Source organism: Streptomyces aurantiacus (assembly GCF_001418335.1).
Lineage (GTDB): Bacteria > Actinomycetota > Actinomycetes > Streptomycetales > Streptomycetaceae > Streptomyces > Streptomyces aurantiacus.
On the sequence record NZ_LIPP01000040.1, the window covers coordinates 1 to 18,482 of the forward strand.

An 18,482-nucleotide genomic window follows, 5' to 3' on the forward strand; every position below is an offset into this window, starting at 1 on the left:
TGAGGCACTCCCCGCAGCCGCGACACGACCGGGCGGGGGCGTGCCGGTATGTCACAGCCCGCCGCCTAGGGCCCTTCTGATGGATCTCCGTGGGGAAGGAGCGGCGTTCGGTGCGTGCTCTCGGCGTGCCGGGCACAGGCCCGCGTACTGGACGTACTTGGGTCTGTGCCCGGTGCGGCGAGTGGGGGTCCCCCCTGCTCGAAGAGCTTGGGGGAGCGTGCCGGGCGTCGCGACGCCGCGGAGATCCATCAGAAGGGCCCTAGGCCCGAAGTCCGGCTGGGGCGCGGGCACGACGACATCGGCGGCGTCGTGGGCCCTGGCCTTCATCACCTGGCCGAGCGAGCCGCTCATCCCCACGGTGAACGTGACGGCGGCGGTGCCGAACAGGATCGCCGTGCCCATGGCCAGCGCGCGGGCGGGCCGCGCGAAGGGCCGGGCCAGGCCCATGGCGACAGGACGCGGCAGCGGCAGCCGTCCGGCCAGCCGGGCGGCCCACCGGCCGCGCACCGCGGCAGCGGTACGTCCGACCGCGAGCGCGTCGACCGTACGCAGCCGGCCGGCCCGCCAGGCACTGGCCCACGCGGTCACCGCCACCAGGCCGAGCACCCCGGCGATCACCGCCAGGTCGACCCAGGGAGCGATGCCCAGGGACGAGGTGCCGTAGACCTCCGCGGTGTCGGCCAGTACGGGGACGGCGAGCAGGTGCCCGGCGAGAACACCGAGGGCCGTGCCGGCAGCGGCCGGGATCAGCGCCTGGCCCACGTAGGCCCGTACGACCTGGGCCGGGGTGAAGCCGACGGCCTTGACGATGCCGATGCGGCGCGTTCCCGTGCCGACGGCCGACGCGACGACGTTGCCGACGACGAGCACCGACATGACCAGGCCCAGGGTGCCGAACGCGATGAGGAACGGGACGTAGAGCGCGGTGTCGCGCTCGGCGGTCTTCTTGGCGGTGAGCCATGACTGTTCGCCGACGGCCGCTCCCGGCGGCAGGGAATCCGTCACGGCCTTGCCGCCCGCGGTGATCCGCGCTTCGGTGCCCGCGTCGGTGAAGCGGTAGAGCATCTGGTAACCGCCGTTGCCGGGCGCGGTGAGCGCCGGCATCTGGGACGGCACCACCCAGGCGTCAGCGGTCCGCGTGACCGAGCGGGCCACCCCGACCACCGTCAGGGCCGGACCTCCGGACAGCTCGGGGAAGCGGATCTGCATGCCCAGGGCCGGGAAGAGCGGGGAGTCTGCGGACAGCACGATCTCGCCGGAGCGCGCGGGCCACCGCCCGTCGAGCAGGGCCACCTCGTCCACGTCCCGGCCAAGATCGCCCCGGCCGACCACGGTCATCGGCCCCCCGGGGCCCGCCCGGTCCGCCCGCGGCATGACGGTCGCCGTACGGAACGGCCCGGCCACGGCGCTCACCCCGTCGGCGTCCTTGGACCTCGACAACTGCCCGGCACTCACCTTGCCCGCGTCGAACCGTACGGACAGATGGGCGCCGTGCCGGTCGGCGAAGGCGTCGTCGAAGGGCGCACCGGACACCACGAGCAGCGATCCGCCGAGGACGGAGGCGGCCACCGCCGTCATCGTGGCGAGCCCGATCACCAGCGTCTGCACCCGGCGTCTGCTCACCCCCGCGCGCACCACTTTGCCGAGCGCGCTCATCGGGCGGCCTCCTGTGACGTGACGGCCTCCGAGGTGGTGGTCTCCTGCGAGGTCGCGGCCTCTGGTGTGACGGCCCCCGACCGGACGTCGTCGGTGATCCGGCCGTCGGCGATCCGGACCGTACGGTTCGTGCAGGACCGGGCCAGCGCCAGGTCGTGGGTGACCACGACGATGGTCTGCCCCTCGGCGTTGAGGTCGGTGAGCAGCCTGCTGACGTCCTGTCCGGCGGCCGTGTCCAGGGCCCCGGTCGGCTCGTCGGCCAGGAGCAGGGCCGGCCGGTTCATCAACGCACGGGCCACCGCGACGCGTTGCCGCTCGCCACCGGACAGCCGCCCCGGGTAGGCGCGGGCGTGCCGGCCGATGCCCAGCAGTTCCAGGAGCTCCGCCGTACGGCGGTCCGCCGCGCCACGTGCCATGCCCGCGAGGCGCGCGGGCAGGACGACGTTGTCGGCGACGGTCAGATCGTCGAGCAGGTTGAAGAACTGGAAGACCATGCCGATCCTCGACCGCCGATAGAGCGCCGAGCCGGCTTCGCCCAGCCGGTCCACCCGTACCCCGTCCACGGTGACGGTCCCCGCGTCGGGCCGGTCCAGGCCCGCGATCAGATTGAGCAGCGTGGACTTGCCGCTGCCGGAGGGACCGAGAATCGTGACGGCCTCGCCGGGCCGTACGGTCAGCGACGCCTCGTGCAGAGCGGGCGGACCGTCGTCGTAACGGCGGCTCACCTCGCACAGTTCGATCACCGGCACGGTCATGAAGTACTCCTCGGATACGGGCAGTTGGCTGCGTGAACGCTAGGAGCGAGCCCGGGTCGCACGCGTCACCCGTGCGGACCCATCGCGGTACCGCGCTGGGACGACCCCCGGAAACGTCATCCCTGCGATGTAGGCGAGCGATGTATCCGGTGCGCCGGGAACGACCGCCGGGACGGACTCCACGGGTCCGCGCGGCGGCGACAATGAACCGGTGACGGACGTACGTACGACGCCGGCGCGACTGCGGGAAGCCGCCCGCCGGACGATCCGCGACGCCGGACTCCGGACGCTTCGCGATGCCACCGGCCGGACGATGCGCGACGCGGCCCGCCGGGCGATCCGCGACGCCGGAGTTCCGAGCGGTCCGCCGCTGCGGCCCACCCGGCGCGCCTGGCAGTTCGACGTGCTGGTGGCCCTGGTACTCGGCATCGCCACCGTCTACTACGGCATCGACAACTCCGACAACGTCCTCGTGGTGCGTGAGATCGCGCCCGGCGAGCAGCGCGTCGTGCCACGCCCGACCGGCCCCGGCGGCCTGGCCTTCATGGTGACCCTCGCCGCCGTCGCCTCGGGTGCCCTGGTGCTGCGCCGCCGCTACCCCCTCGCCGTGCTGTGCGTCGTGACGACCGCGACACTGGCGACACCGCAGAGCGTCCTGCGGCTGACCTTCTACGCGTTCGTCATCGCCGTCTACGGCGCCGCCGTGTACAGCCCGTACCGGGTGGCGACCCTGGCGGCGCTCCCGACGTCCGTTCTCCTGGTCGCCACCTCGGGGAACTCGATGACACCGATCGTCCCCAACCAGTACACCGCCCTGCTGATCCTGGGCCCGATGGCCGTGGCCGCCGTCGGCCTGAGGTCCTGGAAACTGCGGACCGACGAGGGCCGCACCCGGCTCTCCGCCCTGGAACGCGAACAGGCCGAGGCGCTGCGCCGGGCCGTCGAGCACGAGCGGGCCAGGATCGCCCGCGAACTGCACGACGTCGTCACGCACAACGTCAGCGTGATGATCATCCAGGCGGGCGCCGCCCGCAAGATCATGAAGACCTCCCCCGAGCAGGCCGTCGAGGCGCTGCTCGCCGTCGAGTCGGGCGGACGGGCGGCCATGACCGAGCTGCGCCACGTCATGGGACTGCTCACCATGGCCGACGAGGGCGAGAGCGCGGGCGAGGGGAGGGAGGCAGGTGCGCACGGAGGTGCGGAACTGGGCGAGGCGGGGGCGGAGTTGACCCCGCAACCCGGCCTCGGCCAGCTGGCAGAGCTGGTCGGACGGGTCCGGGACACCGGGCTGCCCGTCGACCTGACCGTGACAGGGCTGCCCCGTCCGCTCCCGCCCGGCCTCGAACTCGCCGCCTACCGCGTGGTCCAGGAAGCCCTGACCAACACCGTGAAGCACGCGGCCGGGGCCACCGCCGCCGTGACCGTCGAATACGGCCCGCAGCGGCTCCGGTTGGAGGTCACCGACACCGGTGGGCACCCGGGCGCGGGCACGGCCACCGGAAGCGGCCGGGGCCTGGTCGGCCTGCGCGAGCGCCTCGCCGTCCACGACGGAACCCTGACCACCGGCCGACGCCTGACCGGCGGCTACCGTGTGGAGGCCCTGATCCCCTTGGAGACACCGTGACCGAGCCGCCGCGGGTGCTCGTCGCCGACGACCAGACCCTGGTCCGCACGGGCTTCCGGTTGATCCTCGGCGCCGACGGCATCGACGTCGTCGCCGAGGCGGCCAACGGAACCGAAGCGGTCGAAGCGGTCCGCCGCACACGGCCCGACGTGGTCCTGATGGACGTCCGGATGCCCGAGATGGACGGCCTGGAGGCCACCCGACGCATCCTCGACGGCGCCGCCGACACCCCCGGCATCTCCGGCGCCCCCGAGGGACCTCGCGTCATCATCCTGACCACCTTCGACCTCGACCGGTACGTCTACGCGGCACTGTCCGCCGGGGCCAGCGGCTTCCTCCTCAAGGACGTCACACCCGAGCAACTGACCGCGGCCGTCCGCACGGTCCGTACCGGCGACGCCCTGCTCGCGCCCGCCATCACCCGCCGCCTCGTGCAGCGGTTCGCCCGGCGCGGCAGCGACACCACCGCCCTGCACCGCGACCTCGCCTCGCTCACCCCGCGCGAACTGGAGGTCCTCGGCCTGCTGGCCCGAGGACTGAGCAACGCCGAACTCGCCACCCGCCTCCACCTGGCCGAGGCGACCGTCAAGACGCACGTCGCCCGCATCCTCGCCAAGCTCGGACTCCGTGACCGTGTCCAGGCCGTCATCGCCGCCTACGAGACGGGGTTGGTCAGCGCCGGCGCACACGACGAGTGACCGGGCGGTCGCGGTGAGGTGGTCAACCACAGAAAGTCTCCGTTGGGTACGACGAAGGTCACAATTACATATCGGGCACTTCGCACATCAATCTTCACGCGAGACACACAAGTTGGCTAAGTTGACCGGCAGGCCGTACGACTCCCTCCGGTGAACCTCGCCGGGTCGGGCGGCCTCCGCCGAATCCGGCAGGCCATGCGGCAGCCGGAGCCGGAGGTCCAGTCGATTTTCAGGGTGAATCGGCCCAACTGCCCAGTCGGCAGGGGCCGTAGGGCATGCCTTCCGGAACCGTCCGCCCGGACCCGACAGTCGACCCGGCAGGCGGAGCACGGAAGGAGTCGTCTCCCATCGCGTCGGAACGAACGCCGCGCCCCGGAGGCCCCGGTCTCCCCGGCAACTCCCGGTCCGCCCTCGTGAAGGCGGGCCCCACTTCCGTGGACCAGTACTCCTCGGACCGGTTCGCCGCCGCAGGCACGCCCGCCCCGAAAGACGACGAGCCGAGCCGCGAGGAGGTCCAGCAGCGGATCAGCAGCCTCTACGACCGGGTCGAGAACGCCGGCGGGAACTTCAACGCGACCCGGGCGGCGACCGCGGCGACGCGCACGGTCAAGCCGGCCTCCGGGAACGGCGGAGGCCGCGGCGGCGCCACCGATGCCGCCGCGCCGCTCCCGGAGGTGGCGAAGCGGTGGTTCGACGTGGGGCGCTCCCAACTGGGCCCCGTCGTACCGGCGATGCTGCCGCCCGACCGGATGCCGGACCGTAGGCCCGACCGCGGCTCGGCCGGGTCCCGGCCCGCCGATTCCGGCGCGCGCCCGGGCGGCCGGGATGAGACGGCCGGCAAGCCCGTCCTGGAGCTGACCGCCGGACCGTCGGCCGGAGGCGCCGCCGGACCCGTGGCGGAGCTGACCGCGAGACCCGTGGCCGAGTTGACCGCGGGACCCGTCGCCGCGCTGCCGGCCGTACCGGCGCAGCGCCAGGCGTCCGGCAGGACAGCCGCCTTGCCAGGACCGGCAGCCGACCCGTCGCAGACCTCGCAGGCGTCGTTGCGCACCTCCAAGCAGCGGAACCAGCGAAAGCTCGGACAGGCCCGTGAGCTGCTCGCCGGGCACGCCGCCCGGCGGAGCGCGCCCGTCGCGGCGATCGAGTCGTCCCGGCCGGTCGAGAACGCCTGGCGCCCCGCCGAGGAGCAGACCTACCCCTGGGCCGCGGCGGACCCGTGGCAGCAGCAATCCACCGGCTACGGCACCGAGCCGTACACCGGCAGCGCGCCGTACGCCGGTACGGACATGCGCGCGGGCACGGACCAGTACGCCGGTACAGCCGCGTATCCCGGTACGGCCACGTACCCCGGTCCGGGAATGGGCGCCGCCACCGACCAGAGCATCGGCGGCGGCATGTATCTCGGTACGGATCAATACGCCGGCACGGGCCTGTACGCCGACGCGAGCACGCCCATCGCCGCGGGAATCGTCCGTGACATGCAGGGCACGCCCGCCCCTGCGTACGCAACGCCCGCCCCTGCGTACGCAGCGCCCGACCCCGGGTACGCAGCGCCCGGTCCGGGGTACGCAGCGCCCGACCCCGGGTACGCCGGAAAGGCCGCCAGGGCCGTCGACTTCGCGCGCGGTCAGATCGGCAAACCGTGCGTCTGGGGTGCGATGGGGCCGGGCTCGTACGACTGCTCCAGTCTCACCCAGGCCGCCTGGAGGGCCGCCGGAGTCGCGCTCCCGCGTGCCGTCCACGAGCAGGCGACCGCCGGCACGATGATTCCCGTCTCCGACATCCGGCTCGGTGACCTGATCCTCTTCAGCGGGCCCGTCGGCCACGTCGGCATCTGCACCGGCAACGGCATGATGATCCACGCACCGAGCCCGGGAGTGGCCATACGCGAGGAGTCGATCTACTGGGCAGGGGAGTCGGCGATCCACAGCGTGATACGGCCCGTCTGAGCCCGCCGGCCCGCTACCGCCTCGTCCGCACGCCGCCGAGGAAGGCCGGGTGCCGGCCGAGGCGACGGACGTACTGGTCCAGCTCGGGGTACGCGGCCAGGGCGTCGGCCGTGCCGAGGTGGGTGAGCGCCACCCAGAGGTCCACGTCCGCAGCGGTGAGTTCCTCGCCCAACACGTAGGAATGCGTGGCCAGTTGATGGTCGAGGAGCGTCAGTGTCGCCGCTCGGGCATGAGGCTGAGCGGTCGGTGTGACATCCCGGGCGAGGAGCTCACGCAGGGCGTCGATCTCCGCGGCGAGGGCCGGCGGCCGAAGTACGGGCAGGCCGGCCGCCTCGTCGTCCCGCAGCCCGGAGAGGTCGGCGAGGTCGCGCAGTATGTCGGGCGTGTGGTTGCTGACGACGCGTCCGCTCCACCGGTCGCACAGCGCGGGCGCGGTGAGCGGGCCGTCGTAGTGGTGCCAGGTCGCCTCGTAGGCCCTGCGCAGTGCGGCGAAGGCGTCGGGCGTCTCGGCGGGACGGGTCAGGACCGTGGTGGCCGTCGAGTTCTCAAGTCCCAGCAGGGCCAGGGTGATCGAGACACGCAGCGAGCGCTGACAGCCTTCGGACAGATACAGCTGATAGCGGTGCGGCGCCGGATAGAAACCGCCGGCGAGACCGACGCCGATGCGGCCGCGGAAACGGTGCGGACGTGCTGCCGAGCCGGGCGCGGCCGGACCGCAGGCAACCGGACCGCAGGCGGCCGTGCCGGTGACGGCCGCACGGGCGGCGGCCGTCGCGAAGGTACCTGCACTTGAACTGCGGGAACTCGAACCGCGGGAAACTGTCTCGGGCATGGCTCTCCAGAGGGAATCGCGGAAGCCCTGGCAGCCTTGTGGGCGCCAGTGGCGAAACGGAGTGACTGCGCTGTCGGCGTGCAAATCCGGGTCGAGCGGACGTGCAGCCGACTAGTAAGCGCTGGAGACGCGGAGAAGATCGATGTGCAGTCGCCTCGTCAAGCCGTTCCTGGGCAATTCCCACCCGTCCACGGTCGGGGCTCGCACGAGGCGAGACCACGCTTGTCCCGCCGCTCCGGCGGAACCCGGTCGTCACCCGGGGCACCCCGTCGCGGTGGAAGGGTTGCCTGCCAGCGAGCCGGGGCCGATGACCGTACGGACGGGGGAACCCCGACCGACGGGCGCTGACAATCGTGACCGTCCCCGCAAGTGTCGGTGCGCTGAGTGAGGCCGTCAAGAAGGCGATACGACACGTCTCAACACGTGGGCAGACACATCGCCGAACCGCCGAACCGGCGTGCGGGACGTACCGTCGGGCCGGACGAACCGCCGGTCAAACCGTTCCCCGAACCGCTCAGGAGAAAATTCCGGCTGCCGGAAGAAACGGCATACCCGTACTGTTGTGTGCGTCGACGAGCAGACGGTGCCCGATCAGGGGACCGCGAACGAGGCCGGCCGGACCCGGGTCCGCCGAGCCGCAGGGACGGAGGTGACGCACGTGCGACCGAGCCCCGTGCCCCGCCTCCGCGTCCCGAAGCTCACCCCGCGCCGCCGCGTACGCCTGTACTCCCGGCCGCACATCGATCTGCTGCGCATCGCCGGCGCGCTCTGTCGTCCCTGACCCGTATCCCTCGCGGCCCCGCCCTCCTCCCGTGAGGGCCGGCTTTCTCCTACGGTCGATCAGGAAGGCACACCTCTCGTGTCCTCAGCTTCCCCTGCCCTGCCCTCTTCCGAGTCCGAGTCCGCCTCCGCTCCCTCCCACCTGCACCTCGCCGTGGCGCTCGACGGTGCCGGCTGGCATCCCGCCGCCTGGCGCGAACCGGTGGCCCGCCCCCGGGACCTGCTCACCGCCGGCTACTGGACGGACCTCGTCACCGAGGCCGAACGCGGCCTGCTCGACTTCGTGACCATCGAGGACGCCCTCGGCCTCCAGTCCTCGCACTTCACCGAACCCGACGGCCGGACCGACCAGGTCCGCGGCCGCCTCGACGCCGTCCTCATCGCGGCCCGCGTCGCACCACTGACCAGCCACATAGGTCTGCTGCCGACCGTGGTGGCCACCCACACAGAGCCCTTCCATATATCGAAGGCCATCGCCACGCTCGACTATGTGAGCACCGGCCGTGCGGGCGTACGGGTCCAGGTGTCGGTACGCCGGAGCGACGCCGCCCATTTCGGCCGCCGTACGCTCCCCTCGTTCAGCATCGAGGACCTGGGCAGCCCCGAGGTGCGGGAGCTGACGGTCGACCTCTTCGACGAAGCGGCCGACTACGTCGAAGCGGTCCGACGGCTGTGGGACAGCTGGGAGGACGACGCGGAGATCCGGGACGTCGCCACCGGCCGATTCATCGACCGGGACAAGCTGCACTACATCGACTTCGAGGGCGAGCACTTCAGCGTCAAGGGGCCCTCGATCACGCCCAGGCCCCCGCAGGGCCAGCCGCTCGTCGGCGCGCTCGCCCACGACACCGTGACCGGTGCGCCGTTCCGCCTGCTGGGCCGCTCCGCCGACCTCGGGTTCGTCACCCCGCACGACGCCGGACAGGCCCGGGTGATCGTCGCCTCGGTGCGCGCCGAACAGGACGCGGCCGGGCGGACGGGGGAGCCCCTGCACCTCTTCGGCGACCTGGTCGTCCTCCTGGACGACGATCCCGCCGAGGCCGCGGCCCGCAAGGAACGGCTCGACGCCCTCGCCGGCTACCCGTACACCAGTGACGCCAGGATCTTCACCGGCACACCGGCCCAACTCGCCGATCTGCTAGAGGAGTTGAGCCAGGCCGGTCTCACCGGCTTCCGGCTGCGCCCCGCCGTCGCCGGCCACGACCTCCCGGCGATCACCCGGGGCCTGGTCCCCGAACTCCAGCGCCGCGGCGTCTTCCGGCACGCGTACGAGGCCGACACCCTGCGCGGGCTGCTCGGGCTCGAACGCCCTGCCAACCGCTACGCCGCTGCTGCCCCCGACGCCGCCGCCGCCACCGCCTGAGCCGGAAGGACCACGACCATGAGCAAGCCCCGCAAGCAGATCCACCTCGCGGCCCACTTCCCCGGTGTCAACAACACCACCGTGTGGAGCGACCCCGCGGCCGGCAGCCACATCGAGTTCAGCTCCTTCGCCCACCTCGCGCGCACCGCCGAACGCGCCAAGTTCGACTTCCTCTTCCTCGCCGAGGGCCTGCGCCTGCGCGAACAGGGCGGCAAGATCTACGACTTGGACGTCGTCGGTCGGCCCGACACCTTCACCGTCCTGTCCGCGCTCGCCGCCGTCACCGAACGCCTCGGACTGACCGGCACCATCAACTCCACCTTCAACGAGCCCTACGAGGTGGCGCGTCAGTTCGCGAGCCTCGACCACCTCTCGGACGGCCGCGCCGCCTGGAACGTCGTCACCTCCTGGGACGCCTTCACCGGCGAGAACTTCCGCCGCGGCGGCTTCCTCCCGCAGGAGGAGCGCTACTCCCGCGCCAAGGAGTTCCTGGCCACCGCGAACGAACTCTTCGACTCCTGGCGCGGGGACGAGATCGTCGCCGACCAGGAGGGCGGCACGTTCCTGCGCGACGCGAAGGCCGGCGCCTTCGTCCACCAGGGCCGGCACTTCGACATCGAGGGGCAGTTCAACGTCCCGAGCTCGCCCCAGGGCCGCCCGGTGATCTTCCAGGCGGGCGACTCCGAGGAGGGCCGCGAGTTCGCCGCCGCCGGCGCCGACGCGATCTTCAGCCGGTACGCCACCCTCACGGAGGGCCAGGCGTTCTACACGGACGTCAAGGGCCGCCTGGCCCGCTACGGTCGCACGCCCGACCAGCTGCTGATCCTGCCCGCCGCGACCTTCGTCCTGGGCGACACGGACGCCGAGGCCGAGGAACTGGCCCGCGAGGTGCGCCGACAGCAGGTCAGCGGGGCGACCGCGCTCAAGCACCTGGAGTTCGTCTGGAACCGCGACCTGTCCGCGTACGATCCGGAAGGACCGCTGCCCGACATCGACCCCGACCTCGGCGAGCACACCCTCGCACGCGGCCGTGCCCAGGTCCGGATGTACCGCGACCCGCTGGCCACCGCCCGCGAGTGGCGGGAGCGCGCGGCAGCCAACAAGTGGTCCATCCGCGACCTGGTCATCGAGACCGGCAACCGCCAGGCCTTCGTCGGCTCCCCGGCGACCGTCGCGCACACCATCGACGAGCTCGTGCAGGCCGACGCCAGTGACGGCTTCATCCTGGTCCCGCACATCACCCCCGGCGGCCTCGACGTCTTCGCCGACACGGTCGTCCCGCTGCTCCAGGAGCGCGGCGTCTTCCGCACGGAGTACGAGGGCACGACCCTGCGCGACCACCTGGGACTGGCCCTGCCCTCCGCCCAGGAGACCTCCGCCAGTTCGGTCGGCTCCGCGGTGCGGGGCGAGCGGGCCGCGTCGTGAAGTTCCTGGCCATCACCCTGATCGTGCACGCGCCGGACCCGGTGACCGGCGTCCTCAAACCCACCGGCGCCCGCTTCCGCGAAGTGCTCGACAACGCCCTGCTGGCCGAGGAGCTGGGCTTCGACGGCTTCGGCGTGGGGGAGCGGCACGAGCGCCCCTTCATCTCCTCCTCGCCGCCCGTCGTACTCAGCCACATCGCCGCGCTCACCTCGCGCATCCGGCTGTTCACGGCGGTGACCACGCTCAGCCTCCTCGACCCGGTGCGCGCGTACGAGGACTACGCGACCCTGGACCACCTGTCCGGCGGTCGCCTCGAACTGATCATCGGCAAGGGCAACGGCGCCGCCCAGCGCGACCTGTTCCACGTCACGCCGGAGGACCAGTGGGACCGCAACGCCGAGAGCTACGAGGTGTTCCGCAAGCTCTGGCGGCAGGACAAGGTGACCGCGGCGACCCGCTTCCGCCCCGGCCTCGTGGACGCGGAGGTGTGGCCGAGACCGCTCCAACAGCCCATCCGCGTCTGGCACGGCAGCGCCACGAGCAAGGAGTCCGTCGACCTCGCCGCCCGCTACGGCGACCCGCTCTTCTCGGCGAACGTCACCAACCCGATCGACCCGTACGCCGAGTTGATCGGTTACTACCGCGACCGCTGGGAACACCACGGCCACGACCCGGCCCGCATCGCCGTCGGCGCCGGGACCGCCGGCTACTACGCGGCCCCCACCTCACAGGAGGCGACCAGCGCGTACCGGCCCGTCTTCGAGGGGCAGTTGGCGTTCCAGAGACGGCTCGGCCTCCAGCCGGTGTTCACCACCCTGGAGGACTTCGTGGAGCGGAGTTCGGCACTGATCGGCAGCCCGCAGCAGATCATCGAGAAAGTGCACCGCTACCACGAGCGGTTCGGCCACACGGTGCTGCATCTGCACGCGGACGCCGGCGGGCTGACGGACAGGCAGCACCGCGACTCGCTGACCCTCTTCCAGTCGGCCATCGCTCCCGTGCTGCGCCGCGAGATCCCCGACCCGCCGTTCCCCTGGGGCCCGGTGCAGGCCGGGCCCCCGCCGCTGCCCGTCTCCGCCGACCGCTGAGGAGCACCGCCACACATGTCAGACATCCCCCTCGGCGTCCTCGACCTGGTCCCGGTGTCGTCCGGCTCCACCGCGGCCGAGGCGCTGCGCAACTCCATCGACCTGGCCCGGCGGACGGAACGGCTGGGGTACGCCCGCTACTGGTTCGCCGAGCACCACCTGAACCCCGGAGTGGCCGGGACCTCACCGGCGGTCGTGCTCGCGCTCACCGCGTCCGCGACCTCGACGATCCGGCTCGGCTCCGGAGCCGTACAGCTGGGCCATCGCACCGCCCTGTCCACGGTGGAGGAGTTCGGGCTGGTCGACGCGCTGCATCCCGGGCGCCTCGACCTGGGCCTGGGCCGTTCCGGTGGCCGGCCGCCCGCGGCGCCCGTCGATCCGCCGCCGAACGCGACCCCGGTGGTGGACGGCCGTGCCCCGGGCGGTCTGCTGATCCCGCCGCGGTTCTCCTTCGCGCACCTGCTCGGCTCGCCCCGGGTCGCACTCCAGCTGGGGCTGCTCAAGCAGCCGAACGCCGAGTCGCAGGAGTACGGCGAGCAGGTCGACGACATCCTCGCGCTGCTGGCCGGCACCTACCGGTCGGCGGACGGCATCGAAGCCCATGTGGTCCCGGGTGAGGGCGCCGACGTACAGGTGTGGATCCTGGGCAGCAGCGGGGGTGAGAGCGCCGAGGTCGCGGGCCGGAGCGGTCTGCGGTTCGCGGCGAACTACCACGTCAGCCCGGGGACCGTACTGGAGGCCGTCGACGCGTACCGGGCCGCGTTCCAGCCCTCCGACGTACTCGACAAGCCGTATGTGAGCGTCTCGGCCGACGTCGTGGTCGCCGAGGACGACGAGCGGGCCCGAGAGCTGGCCGTCGGCTACGGCCCGTGGGTGCGCAGCATCCGCACGGCCGAGGGCGCGATCCCGTTCCCGACACCCGAGGAGGCCCGCGCCCATGTCTGGACCGACGCGGACCGGGAGCTGGTCCAGGACCGCCTCGACACCCAGTTCGTCGGCTCCCCGGGCCGGGTCGCCGGTCAACTGGAACAGCTGCTGGCGGCCACCGGAGCCGACGAGCTGCTGATCACCACCATCACCCACGACCACGCCGACCGGGTCCGCTCGTACGAGCTGCTGGCGGAGGAGTGGCGACGGAGGTGACCTGACCGGGCGGCGGCCCGACCGACACCGGGCCGCCGCCCGCCACCACCGTGGGTGTGGGCGTGTGTGCGCATGTGGATGTGGGTGCGGATGTGCGCTCCGGCTCAGCCCAGGCCCACGTAGTCCTGCAGTGCCTGCGAGCGGGAGGGGTGGCGCAGCTTCGACATCGTCTTGGACTCGATCTGACGGATGCGTTCACGGGTGACCCCGTAGACCTGGCCGATCTCCTCCAGGGTCTTGGCCTGGCCGTCCAGGAGCCCGTACCGCAGGGTGATGATGCCTGCCTCGCGCGGGGACATGTGGGACAGGACGGTCTGGATGGTGTCCTTGAGGAGCCGGAACGACACCGCGTCGAAGGGGGAGACGCTTTCGCTGTCCTCGATCACGTCACCCAGTTCGGTGCCGCCCTCTTCGCCCAGCGGCATGTGCAGTGAGACGGGTTCCTTGATGTATCCGTCGAGTTCCACGATCTTCGAGACGGGTAGATCCAATTTCTCCGCGATCTGCTCCACCGTGGGCTCGACGCCCAGTTCCTGGAGCAATTCCCGACGGAGTCTGGCCACTTTGTTGATCGCTTCGACCGCGTGGACCGGAATGCGGATGGTGCGGCTCTGGTCGGCCAGCGCCCGGGAAATCGCCTGCCGGATCCACCAGGTCGCGTAGGTGGAGAACTTGAATCCCTTGACGTAGTCGAACTTCTCGACGGCCCGGATCAGGCCCGTGTTGCCCTCCTGGATCAGGTCCAGGAAGTTGAGCCCGCGTCGTGTGTAGCGCTTGGCTATGGACACCACGAGACGGAGATTCGCCTCGGTGAGGTGGGACTTCGCCCGGTGCCCGTCGTCGGCGAGCATCGCCAGCTCCCGCCGGAACAGCGGGTCGAGACCGGGTTCCTCGTCGAGCTTCCGCTGGGCGAACAGGCCGGCCTCGATCCGCCGGGCGAGATCCACCTCCTGCGCGGCGGTCAGCAGGCGGACCCGGCTGATCACCTTCAGGTAGTCCCGGACCTGGTCGACCGAGGCGCCGTCGGAGGTGAGCACGGGTTCAGGGCCGTCGGACTCGTCGTCCGGAGACGGCGGATGGGTCTGCTGCTCCTGGGGGTCTGTCTCCATCGCGCTCAGCATCTCTTCCCGGGCCTCATTCCCCGCGCACACTCAAGCAATGTCAACAACGACCTCTGGGTCTTCGGAAATCCCGCATTCTCGTCATTCCTCGTGCCGTTCACAAAGGTACACCCGCCTGAGCCGTCGGTGACGGGCCGGAAATGTCGCAAAATTCTGGGTGAGATGTCTCACGTGTTCTCGGCGGTTGATTTTCGAGACGTTTCGTGAGCCCGGCGGCGGCGTTCGCACGGGGATCGGCGCCGGTCGAGACATCCACGCGGATCGCACGTACTACTACGCGGTCACCGCCACCGGCTCGCAGGAGGAGAGCGGCATCTCGGGGCGGGTGGCGGTGCCTTCCACCCCGACGCCGACGGCGGCCGTGTCGTTCAGCTCCGATAGCCGCGCAGTTTTCGATACAGCGTCGCGCGGGCGATGCCGAGCGCCGCCGCGGCTCGCGCCTTGTTGCCGCCGTGCCGGCGCAGCGCCTCCAGGATGGCGGTGCGCTCGGCGTGCTCCATCGGGCTCAGCGTGCGCGCCGCGGGCCCTTCCCGTACCGGGTCGGGCAGTTCGGCCCGTCGCACCGGCCCGAGCGTCCGGCGCTGCTGGGCCAGCGCCCTGACGACACGGGCCAGTTCGGTGACGTTACCGGGCCACGGATGGCGCTCCAGGGCGTGCAGCGCGTCCAGGGTCCAGGTGAGAGGGGGCTCGCCCGGCGCGGGACCCGGCGTCACCGCCGGGAGCAACTCCCTGATGTCCTCCGGGCGTTCGCGCAGCGCGGGCAGTGTCACCGAGTGGGTGGCCAGGGTGTCGAGCAGCCGTTGGAGGCAGGGGCCGGGAACGGCGTCGGGCGTGTACGTGACCAGGAGCGGTGCGTGCGGGTGCTGGTCGAGCAGGGAGTTGAGCGAGGCCACGTCCGACTGCGCGAGCCGCTCGGCGTGGCGCAGCAGGAGTGCCCGGCCGTCCGGCAACGCCTCGGCCCAGCCGTCGAGTTCGCCCACGGACCGGTCCGCCGCGTCCACGACCAGCGGCGCCTGCTGCCCGCGCGCGGCCAGCAACTCCCGTGCCAGGGCGGTCTTCCCGGTGCCGCGTTCGCCGGTCAGCAGCAGCGGCTCCCGGGTGGTTGCCAGCTCCGCCGCCCGGCTCGTCGCGTGGAGCCAGGGGACCGAACGCCCGGCGAGCGCCACGCGGGGCCGTCCGACGGTTCGCGCGACGCCGCCGGCGGGCGGTTCGAGGACGGCGACCACACCGATGACCTCGCTCCGGTGCCGTACCTGCGTGACGCGCGCGGTGCCGGCGCCGTCGGGCAGTTCGAGCTCGTACGCGCCCGGACCGGCGGCCCCGTGACAGGCCGCCGGCCGGTACGCCGGTCCGCCCGGAGCTTCCGCCTCGGGAGCTTCCACTTCGGAAGCTTCCGGCCCGGGAACCGCCGTGCCCGTGGCCGAGCCGGTGCCGGCCGGAGTGCGCGGGGTGCCCGGTGCCGAGTCGATGCCGGCCGTGGTGCGCGGGGCCGGGCCGTCGCCCCCGGCGCTCCGCTCCAGCATCTCCACCGCCTCCGGCGACAGCAGCCCCGCCGCCGCCTCGCTCAGCAGGCGGTTCCGCCCGTCCAGCGCCACGACCGCGGCTCCCGGTCGGGAGGCCGCCCGCTGGTACGCGTCGAGCAACACGTGTTCCGCCGTGCGCGACCGGGTCAGGAGCTCCGCCTCGACGGCCGCCGCGGTGGCCTCGGCGAGGGCGGCCCCGGGATGCGGCGAGCGTTCGGCGCACAGGCCGGACGCGACGGTCACCGTGCCCAGGACCCGCCCGTTCTCCGGCGCCAGCACCGGAACGCTGACGGCGGACACGTCCTGCCACAGATCGAGGAAGTGCTCCGGGCCGTGCGCCTCCGCGCGGCGCCGGCTGCGCAGGGCGAGCGCCGCGCTGTTGTGCCCGACCTCTCGTTCGGACAGGTCACGGCACCGCTCGTCGTCGGGAGCGTTCCCGCCCGACCACAGCACCCGCAGCCGCTCGTCGGTGAGGACCAGGGCCGACTGTCCGGAGGAGAGTCCGGGAGCGAGCCGTTCGAGCACCGGCCGCGCGGCGGTCAGCACGGCGGGCTCCCCGGAACGTACGGGCCGGACGGATTCCTTGAGGTCGTGCGGTACGCCGAAGAAGCGGGCGCGCCGCCACGCCGCGACGACCTCGTCCGGTACGCCGTCGGGCAGCGGGAGCCCCGTCAGGAACCGCTCGCGAGCCTGGCGCAGCGGTGCAAGAGCGGGGAGGTCCTGGGAGTCGTTCGCGGTGGTCACAGCGCGTCCCACGCTACCCGGCGTTGTTGAAGGAGCAACAAGGGGTGGTGCAGTCCGTGACGTGAGTGTCCGCAAGTTATCGAAACGGAAAGCGCTGTCATGCTCCTCGACAACCCGTTCGAGGCCAGCCCATTCTGCAAGCAGCAGTTGTGGCATGAGCGCGACAGGAGTGCCGAGGAAGTGCCAGAAGACATCAGAAGGTGCCAGGAGGTGCCAGAAGGGCGCCCAGGCAGTGCCAGGAGACGGCGATGAAGGAGAGGACCCATGATCAGGCGCAGATCGGTGCTGGCGGCGGCGGGCGGCACGCTGCTGGGCAGCGCGCTGGCCACGGGCACCGCACGGGCCGACGCGACGGTCGCGGTCGACCCCGCCGTCGGCTACGGCCGCTGGGAGGGCTGGGGCACCTCGCTCGCGTGGTGGGCCAACGTGTTCGGCGCCCGTGACGACTTCGCCGACATCTTCTTCACCACCAGGTCCGTGGCGTACGGCGGCAGGACCCTGCCCGGCCTCGGCCTGAACATCGCCCGCTACAACCTGGGCGCGTGCAGCCCGAACAGCGTGGGCGGCCAGAGCATGGTCGCCTCGCCCAACATCCCGGCGTTCAAGCAGATCGAGGGCTACTGGCAGGACTGGAACAACGAGGACCCCACCTCCGCCGCCTGGGACTGGACGGCCGACGCCAACCAGCGCGCCGCCCTGGTCAAGGCGGTCCGACGAGGCGCCGTCCCCGAGCTGTTCGCCAACTCGCCCATGTGGTGGATGTGCCTCAACCACAACCCCTCCGGCGCGTCCGGCGGCGGCAACAACCTCCAGTCCTGGAACTACCGCCAGCACGCCTCCCACCTGGCCGCCGTCGCCCTGTACGCGAAGAACAACTGGGGCGTGGACTTCGCGACGGTCGACCCGTTCAACGAGCCCTCGTCCAGCTGGTGGACCGCCACGGGCACCCAGGAGGGCTGCCACATGGACGCGACCGTCCAGGCGGCCGTACTCCCGTACCTGCGCGGCGAACTGGACGCGCGCGGCCTGTCCGGCGTCAGGCTCTCGGCGTCCGACGAGACCAGCTACGACCTGGCCCGCACCACTTGGAACTCCTTCGGGGCGTCGACGAAGGCCCTGGTCAGCCAGGTCAACGTGCACGGCTACCAGGGCTCCGGCGGCCGGCGCGACCTCCTCCACACCGACGCCGTGACGACAGCCGGCAAGAAACTCTGGAACTCGGAGACCGGTGACAGCGACGGCACCGGCCTCACCCTGGCGAGCAATCTGTGCCTGGACTTCCGCTGGCTGCACCCGACCGCCTGGGTCTACTGGCAGGTGATGGACCCCTCCACCGGCTGGGCGATGATCGCGTACGACCAGAGCACGCTGCAGCCGACCACCGTGCAGACCAAGTACTACGTGATGGCCCAGTTCAGCCGCCACATCCGGCCGGGCATGACCATCCTCGACACGGGCGTCGGATACGCGGTCGCCGCCCATGACGCGACCCAGCAGCGCCTGGTCGTCGTGGCGGTCAACTCCGGCGCCGCGCAGACGCTGACGTTCGACCTGTCCCGCTTCGGCCAGGTCACCGGCGGTACGGGCGGACTCGTACGCCGCTGGAACACGCTCACCTCCGGCGGCGGAGACCTCTACACCGCCCGCTCGGACACCTATCTGAACGGCAAGAGCCTGAGCGTGCCGTTCGCCGCCGGCTCGGTGCAGACCTTCGAGATCGACGGGGTCACCGTGTGACGGTGGGGCCGGGCCGGGTCCCACCGGGCTGAGCGGTCGTGCCG

Annotated in this window: 14 protein-coding genes, 1 pseudogene and 1 riboswitch; of the genes and pseudogenes, 9 read left to right on the forward strand and 6 right to left on the reverse strand. The window is 72.0% G+C overall.

Annotated elements, in window-relative coordinates:
- Window positions 1-51: 51 nt before the first annotated feature.
- Together AOK01_RS06645 and AOK01_RS06650 are read right to left on the reverse strand one after the other, a co-directional pair.
- A complete protein-coding gene (locus AOK01_RS06645) occupies window positions 52-1,656 on the reverse strand; it encodes an ABC transporter permease (protein ID WP_245702144.1) in 1,605 nt (534 codons plus the stop codon).
- Window positions 1,653-2,411, reverse strand: a complete 759-nt coding sequence (locus tag AOK01_RS06650; protein ID WP_055509432.1) for an ABC transporter ATP-binding protein — start codon at window positions 2,409-2,411, stop codon at window positions 1,653-1,655. Before AOK01_RS06650 ends, AOK01_RS06645 begins: the two co-directional genes overlap by 4 nt.
- A gap of 313 nt (window positions 2,412-2,724) precedes the next feature.
- On the opposite strand from AOK01_RS06650, the gene AOK01_RS06655 reads away from it, so the two are divergent.
- The 3 genes from AOK01_RS06655 to AOK01_RS44755 all read left to right on the forward strand — a co-directional run bounded on the left by AOK01_RS06655 (window position 2,725) and on the right by AOK01_RS44755 (window position 6,682).
- Window positions 2,725-4,035: a sensor histidine kinase gene (locus tag AOK01_RS06655; protein WP_055509492.1), complete on the forward strand. Its 1,311-nt coding sequence runs from the start codon at window positions 2,725-2,727 to the stop codon at window positions 4,033-4,035.
- On the forward strand, window positions 4,032-4,733 hold the full coding sequence (locus AOK01_RS06660; protein ID WP_055509434.1) for a response regulator: 702 nt from the start codon (window positions 4,032-4,034) through the stop codon (window positions 4,731-4,733). Before AOK01_RS06655 ends, AOK01_RS06660 begins: the two co-directional genes overlap by 4 nt.
- Before the next feature lie 434 nt (window positions 4,734-5,167).
- On the forward strand, window positions 5,168-6,682 hold the full coding sequence (locus tag AOK01_RS44755; protein WP_055509436.1) for a C40 family peptidase: 1,515 nt from the start codon (window positions 5,168-5,170) through the stop codon (window positions 6,680-6,682).
- A 13-nt stretch (window positions 6,683-6,695) separates the two neighbouring features.
- Here the strand turns inward: AOK01_RS44755 and AOK01_RS06670 are convergent, their stop codons facing one another.
- Window positions 6,696-7,514 carry a glutathione S-transferase family protein gene (locus tag AOK01_RS06670; protein WP_055509438.1) on the reverse strand — a complete coding sequence of 273 codons (819 nt, stop codon included), beginning with the start codon at window positions 7,512-7,514 and terminating at the stop codon, window positions 6,696-6,698.
- Between the two features lie 111 nt (window positions 7,515-7,625).
- Window positions 7,626-7,721 (reverse strand): putative leader peptide, encoded by a 96-nt coding sequence (locus AOK01_RS46450; RefSeq protein ID WP_414111686.1) that lies wholly within the window; start codon window positions 7,719-7,721, stop codon window positions 7,626-7,628.
- Window positions 7,722-7,727: 6 nt separating this feature from the next.
- Window positions 7,728-7,873: riboswitch (SAM riboswitch) on the reverse strand.
- 299 nt (window positions 7,874-8,172) lie between these two features.
- Between AOK01_RS46450 and AOK01_RS46090 the strand changes: the two genes are divergently transcribed.
- The 5 genes from AOK01_RS46090 to AOK01_RS06695 all read left to right on the forward strand — a co-directional run bounded on the left by AOK01_RS46090 (window position 8,173) and on the right by AOK01_RS06695 (window position 13,313).
- Window positions 8,173-8,295 carry a putative leader peptide gene (locus AOK01_RS46090; RefSeq protein WP_281181316.1) on the forward strand — a complete coding sequence of 41 codons (123 nt, stop codon included), beginning with the start codon at window positions 8,173-8,175 and terminating at the stop codon, window positions 8,293-8,295.
- A gap of 78 nt (window positions 8,296-8,373) precedes the next feature.
- The gene (locus tag AOK01_RS06680) at window positions 8,374-9,657 is read left to right on the forward strand and encodes an LLM class flavin-dependent oxidoreductase (protein ID WP_055509442.1); all 1,284 of its coding nucleotides are present in this window, start codon (window positions 8,374-8,376) and stop codon (window positions 9,655-9,657) included.
- Window positions 9,658-9,675: 18 nt separating this feature from the next.
- Window positions 9,676-11,082, forward strand: a complete 1,407-nt coding sequence (locus AOK01_RS06685; RefSeq protein WP_055509445.1) for an NtaA/DmoA family FMN-dependent monooxygenase — start codon at window positions 9,676-9,678, stop codon at window positions 11,080-11,082.
- Window positions 11,079-12,170, forward strand: a complete 1,092-nt coding sequence (locus tag AOK01_RS06690) for an LLM class flavin-dependent oxidoreductase (protein WP_055509447.1) — start codon at window positions 11,079-11,081, stop codon at window positions 12,168-12,170. The genes AOK01_RS06685 and AOK01_RS06690 overlap by 4 nt, the downstream gene beginning before the upstream one ends.
- Window positions 12,171-12,185: 15 nt before the next feature.
- On the forward strand, window positions 12,186-13,313 hold the full coding sequence (locus AOK01_RS06695; RefSeq protein ID WP_055509449.1) for an LLM class flavin-dependent oxidoreductase: 1,128 nt from the start codon (window positions 12,186-12,188) through the stop codon (window positions 13,311-13,313).
- A 104-nt stretch (window positions 13,314-13,417) separates the two neighbouring features.
- On the opposite strand, the pseudogene AOK01_RS06700 reads toward AOK01_RS06695, so the two are convergent.
- Window positions 13,418-14,455, reverse strand: a pseudogene (locus AOK01_RS06700) (RNA polymerase sigma factor); the annotation flags it as partial.
- Between the two features lie 347 nt (window positions 14,456-14,802).
- Entirely contained in the window at window positions 14,803-16,701 is a 1,899-nt protein-coding gene (locus tag AOK01_RS06705) for a helix-turn-helix domain-containing protein (RefSeq protein ID WP_055509452.1), read from the reverse strand.
- Window positions 16,702-16,965: 264 nt separating this feature from the next.
- Between AOK01_RS06705 and AOK01_RS06710 the strand changes: the two genes are divergently transcribed.
- Window positions 16,966-18,438, forward strand: a complete 1,473-nt coding sequence (locus AOK01_RS06710; RefSeq protein ID WP_055509454.1) for a glycoside hydrolase — start codon at window positions 16,966-16,968, stop codon at window positions 18,436-18,438.
- Window positions 18,439-18,482: the final 44 nt, after the last annotated feature.

What these genes read in the sequence shown, in the direction of transcription:
- AOK01_RS06710 (WP_055509454.1), top strand. Translation starts at nt 16,966, where the DNA reads ATGATCAGGCGCAGATCGGTGCTGGCGGCGGCGGGCGGCACGCTGCTG.
- AOK01_RS06685 (WP_055509445.1), top strand. Translation starts at nt 9,676, where the DNA reads ATGAGCAAGCCCCGCAAGCAGATCCACCTCGCGGCCCACTTCCCCGGT.
- AOK01_RS06695 (WP_055509449.1), top strand. Translation starts at nt 12,186, where the DNA reads ATGTCAGACATCCCCCTCGGCGTCCTCGACCTGGTCCCGGTGTCGTCC.
- AOK01_RS06670 (WP_055509438.1), bottom strand. Translation starts at nt 7,514, where the DNA reads ATGCCCGAGACAGTTTCCCGCGGTTCGAGTTCCCGCAGTTCAAGTGCA.
- AOK01_RS06645 (WP_245702144.1), bottom strand. Translation starts at nt 1,656, where the DNA reads ATGAGCGCGCTCGGCAAAGTGGTGCGCGCGGGGGTGAGCAGACGCCGG.
- AOK01_RS06655 (WP_055509492.1), top strand. Translation starts at nt 2,725, where the DNA reads ATGCGCGACGCGGCCCGCCGGGCGATCCGCGACGCCGGAGTTCCGAGC.
- AOK01_RS06650 (WP_055509432.1), bottom strand. Translation starts at nt 2,411, where the DNA reads ATGACCGTGCCGGTGATCGAACTGTGCGAGGTGAGCCGCCGTTACGAC.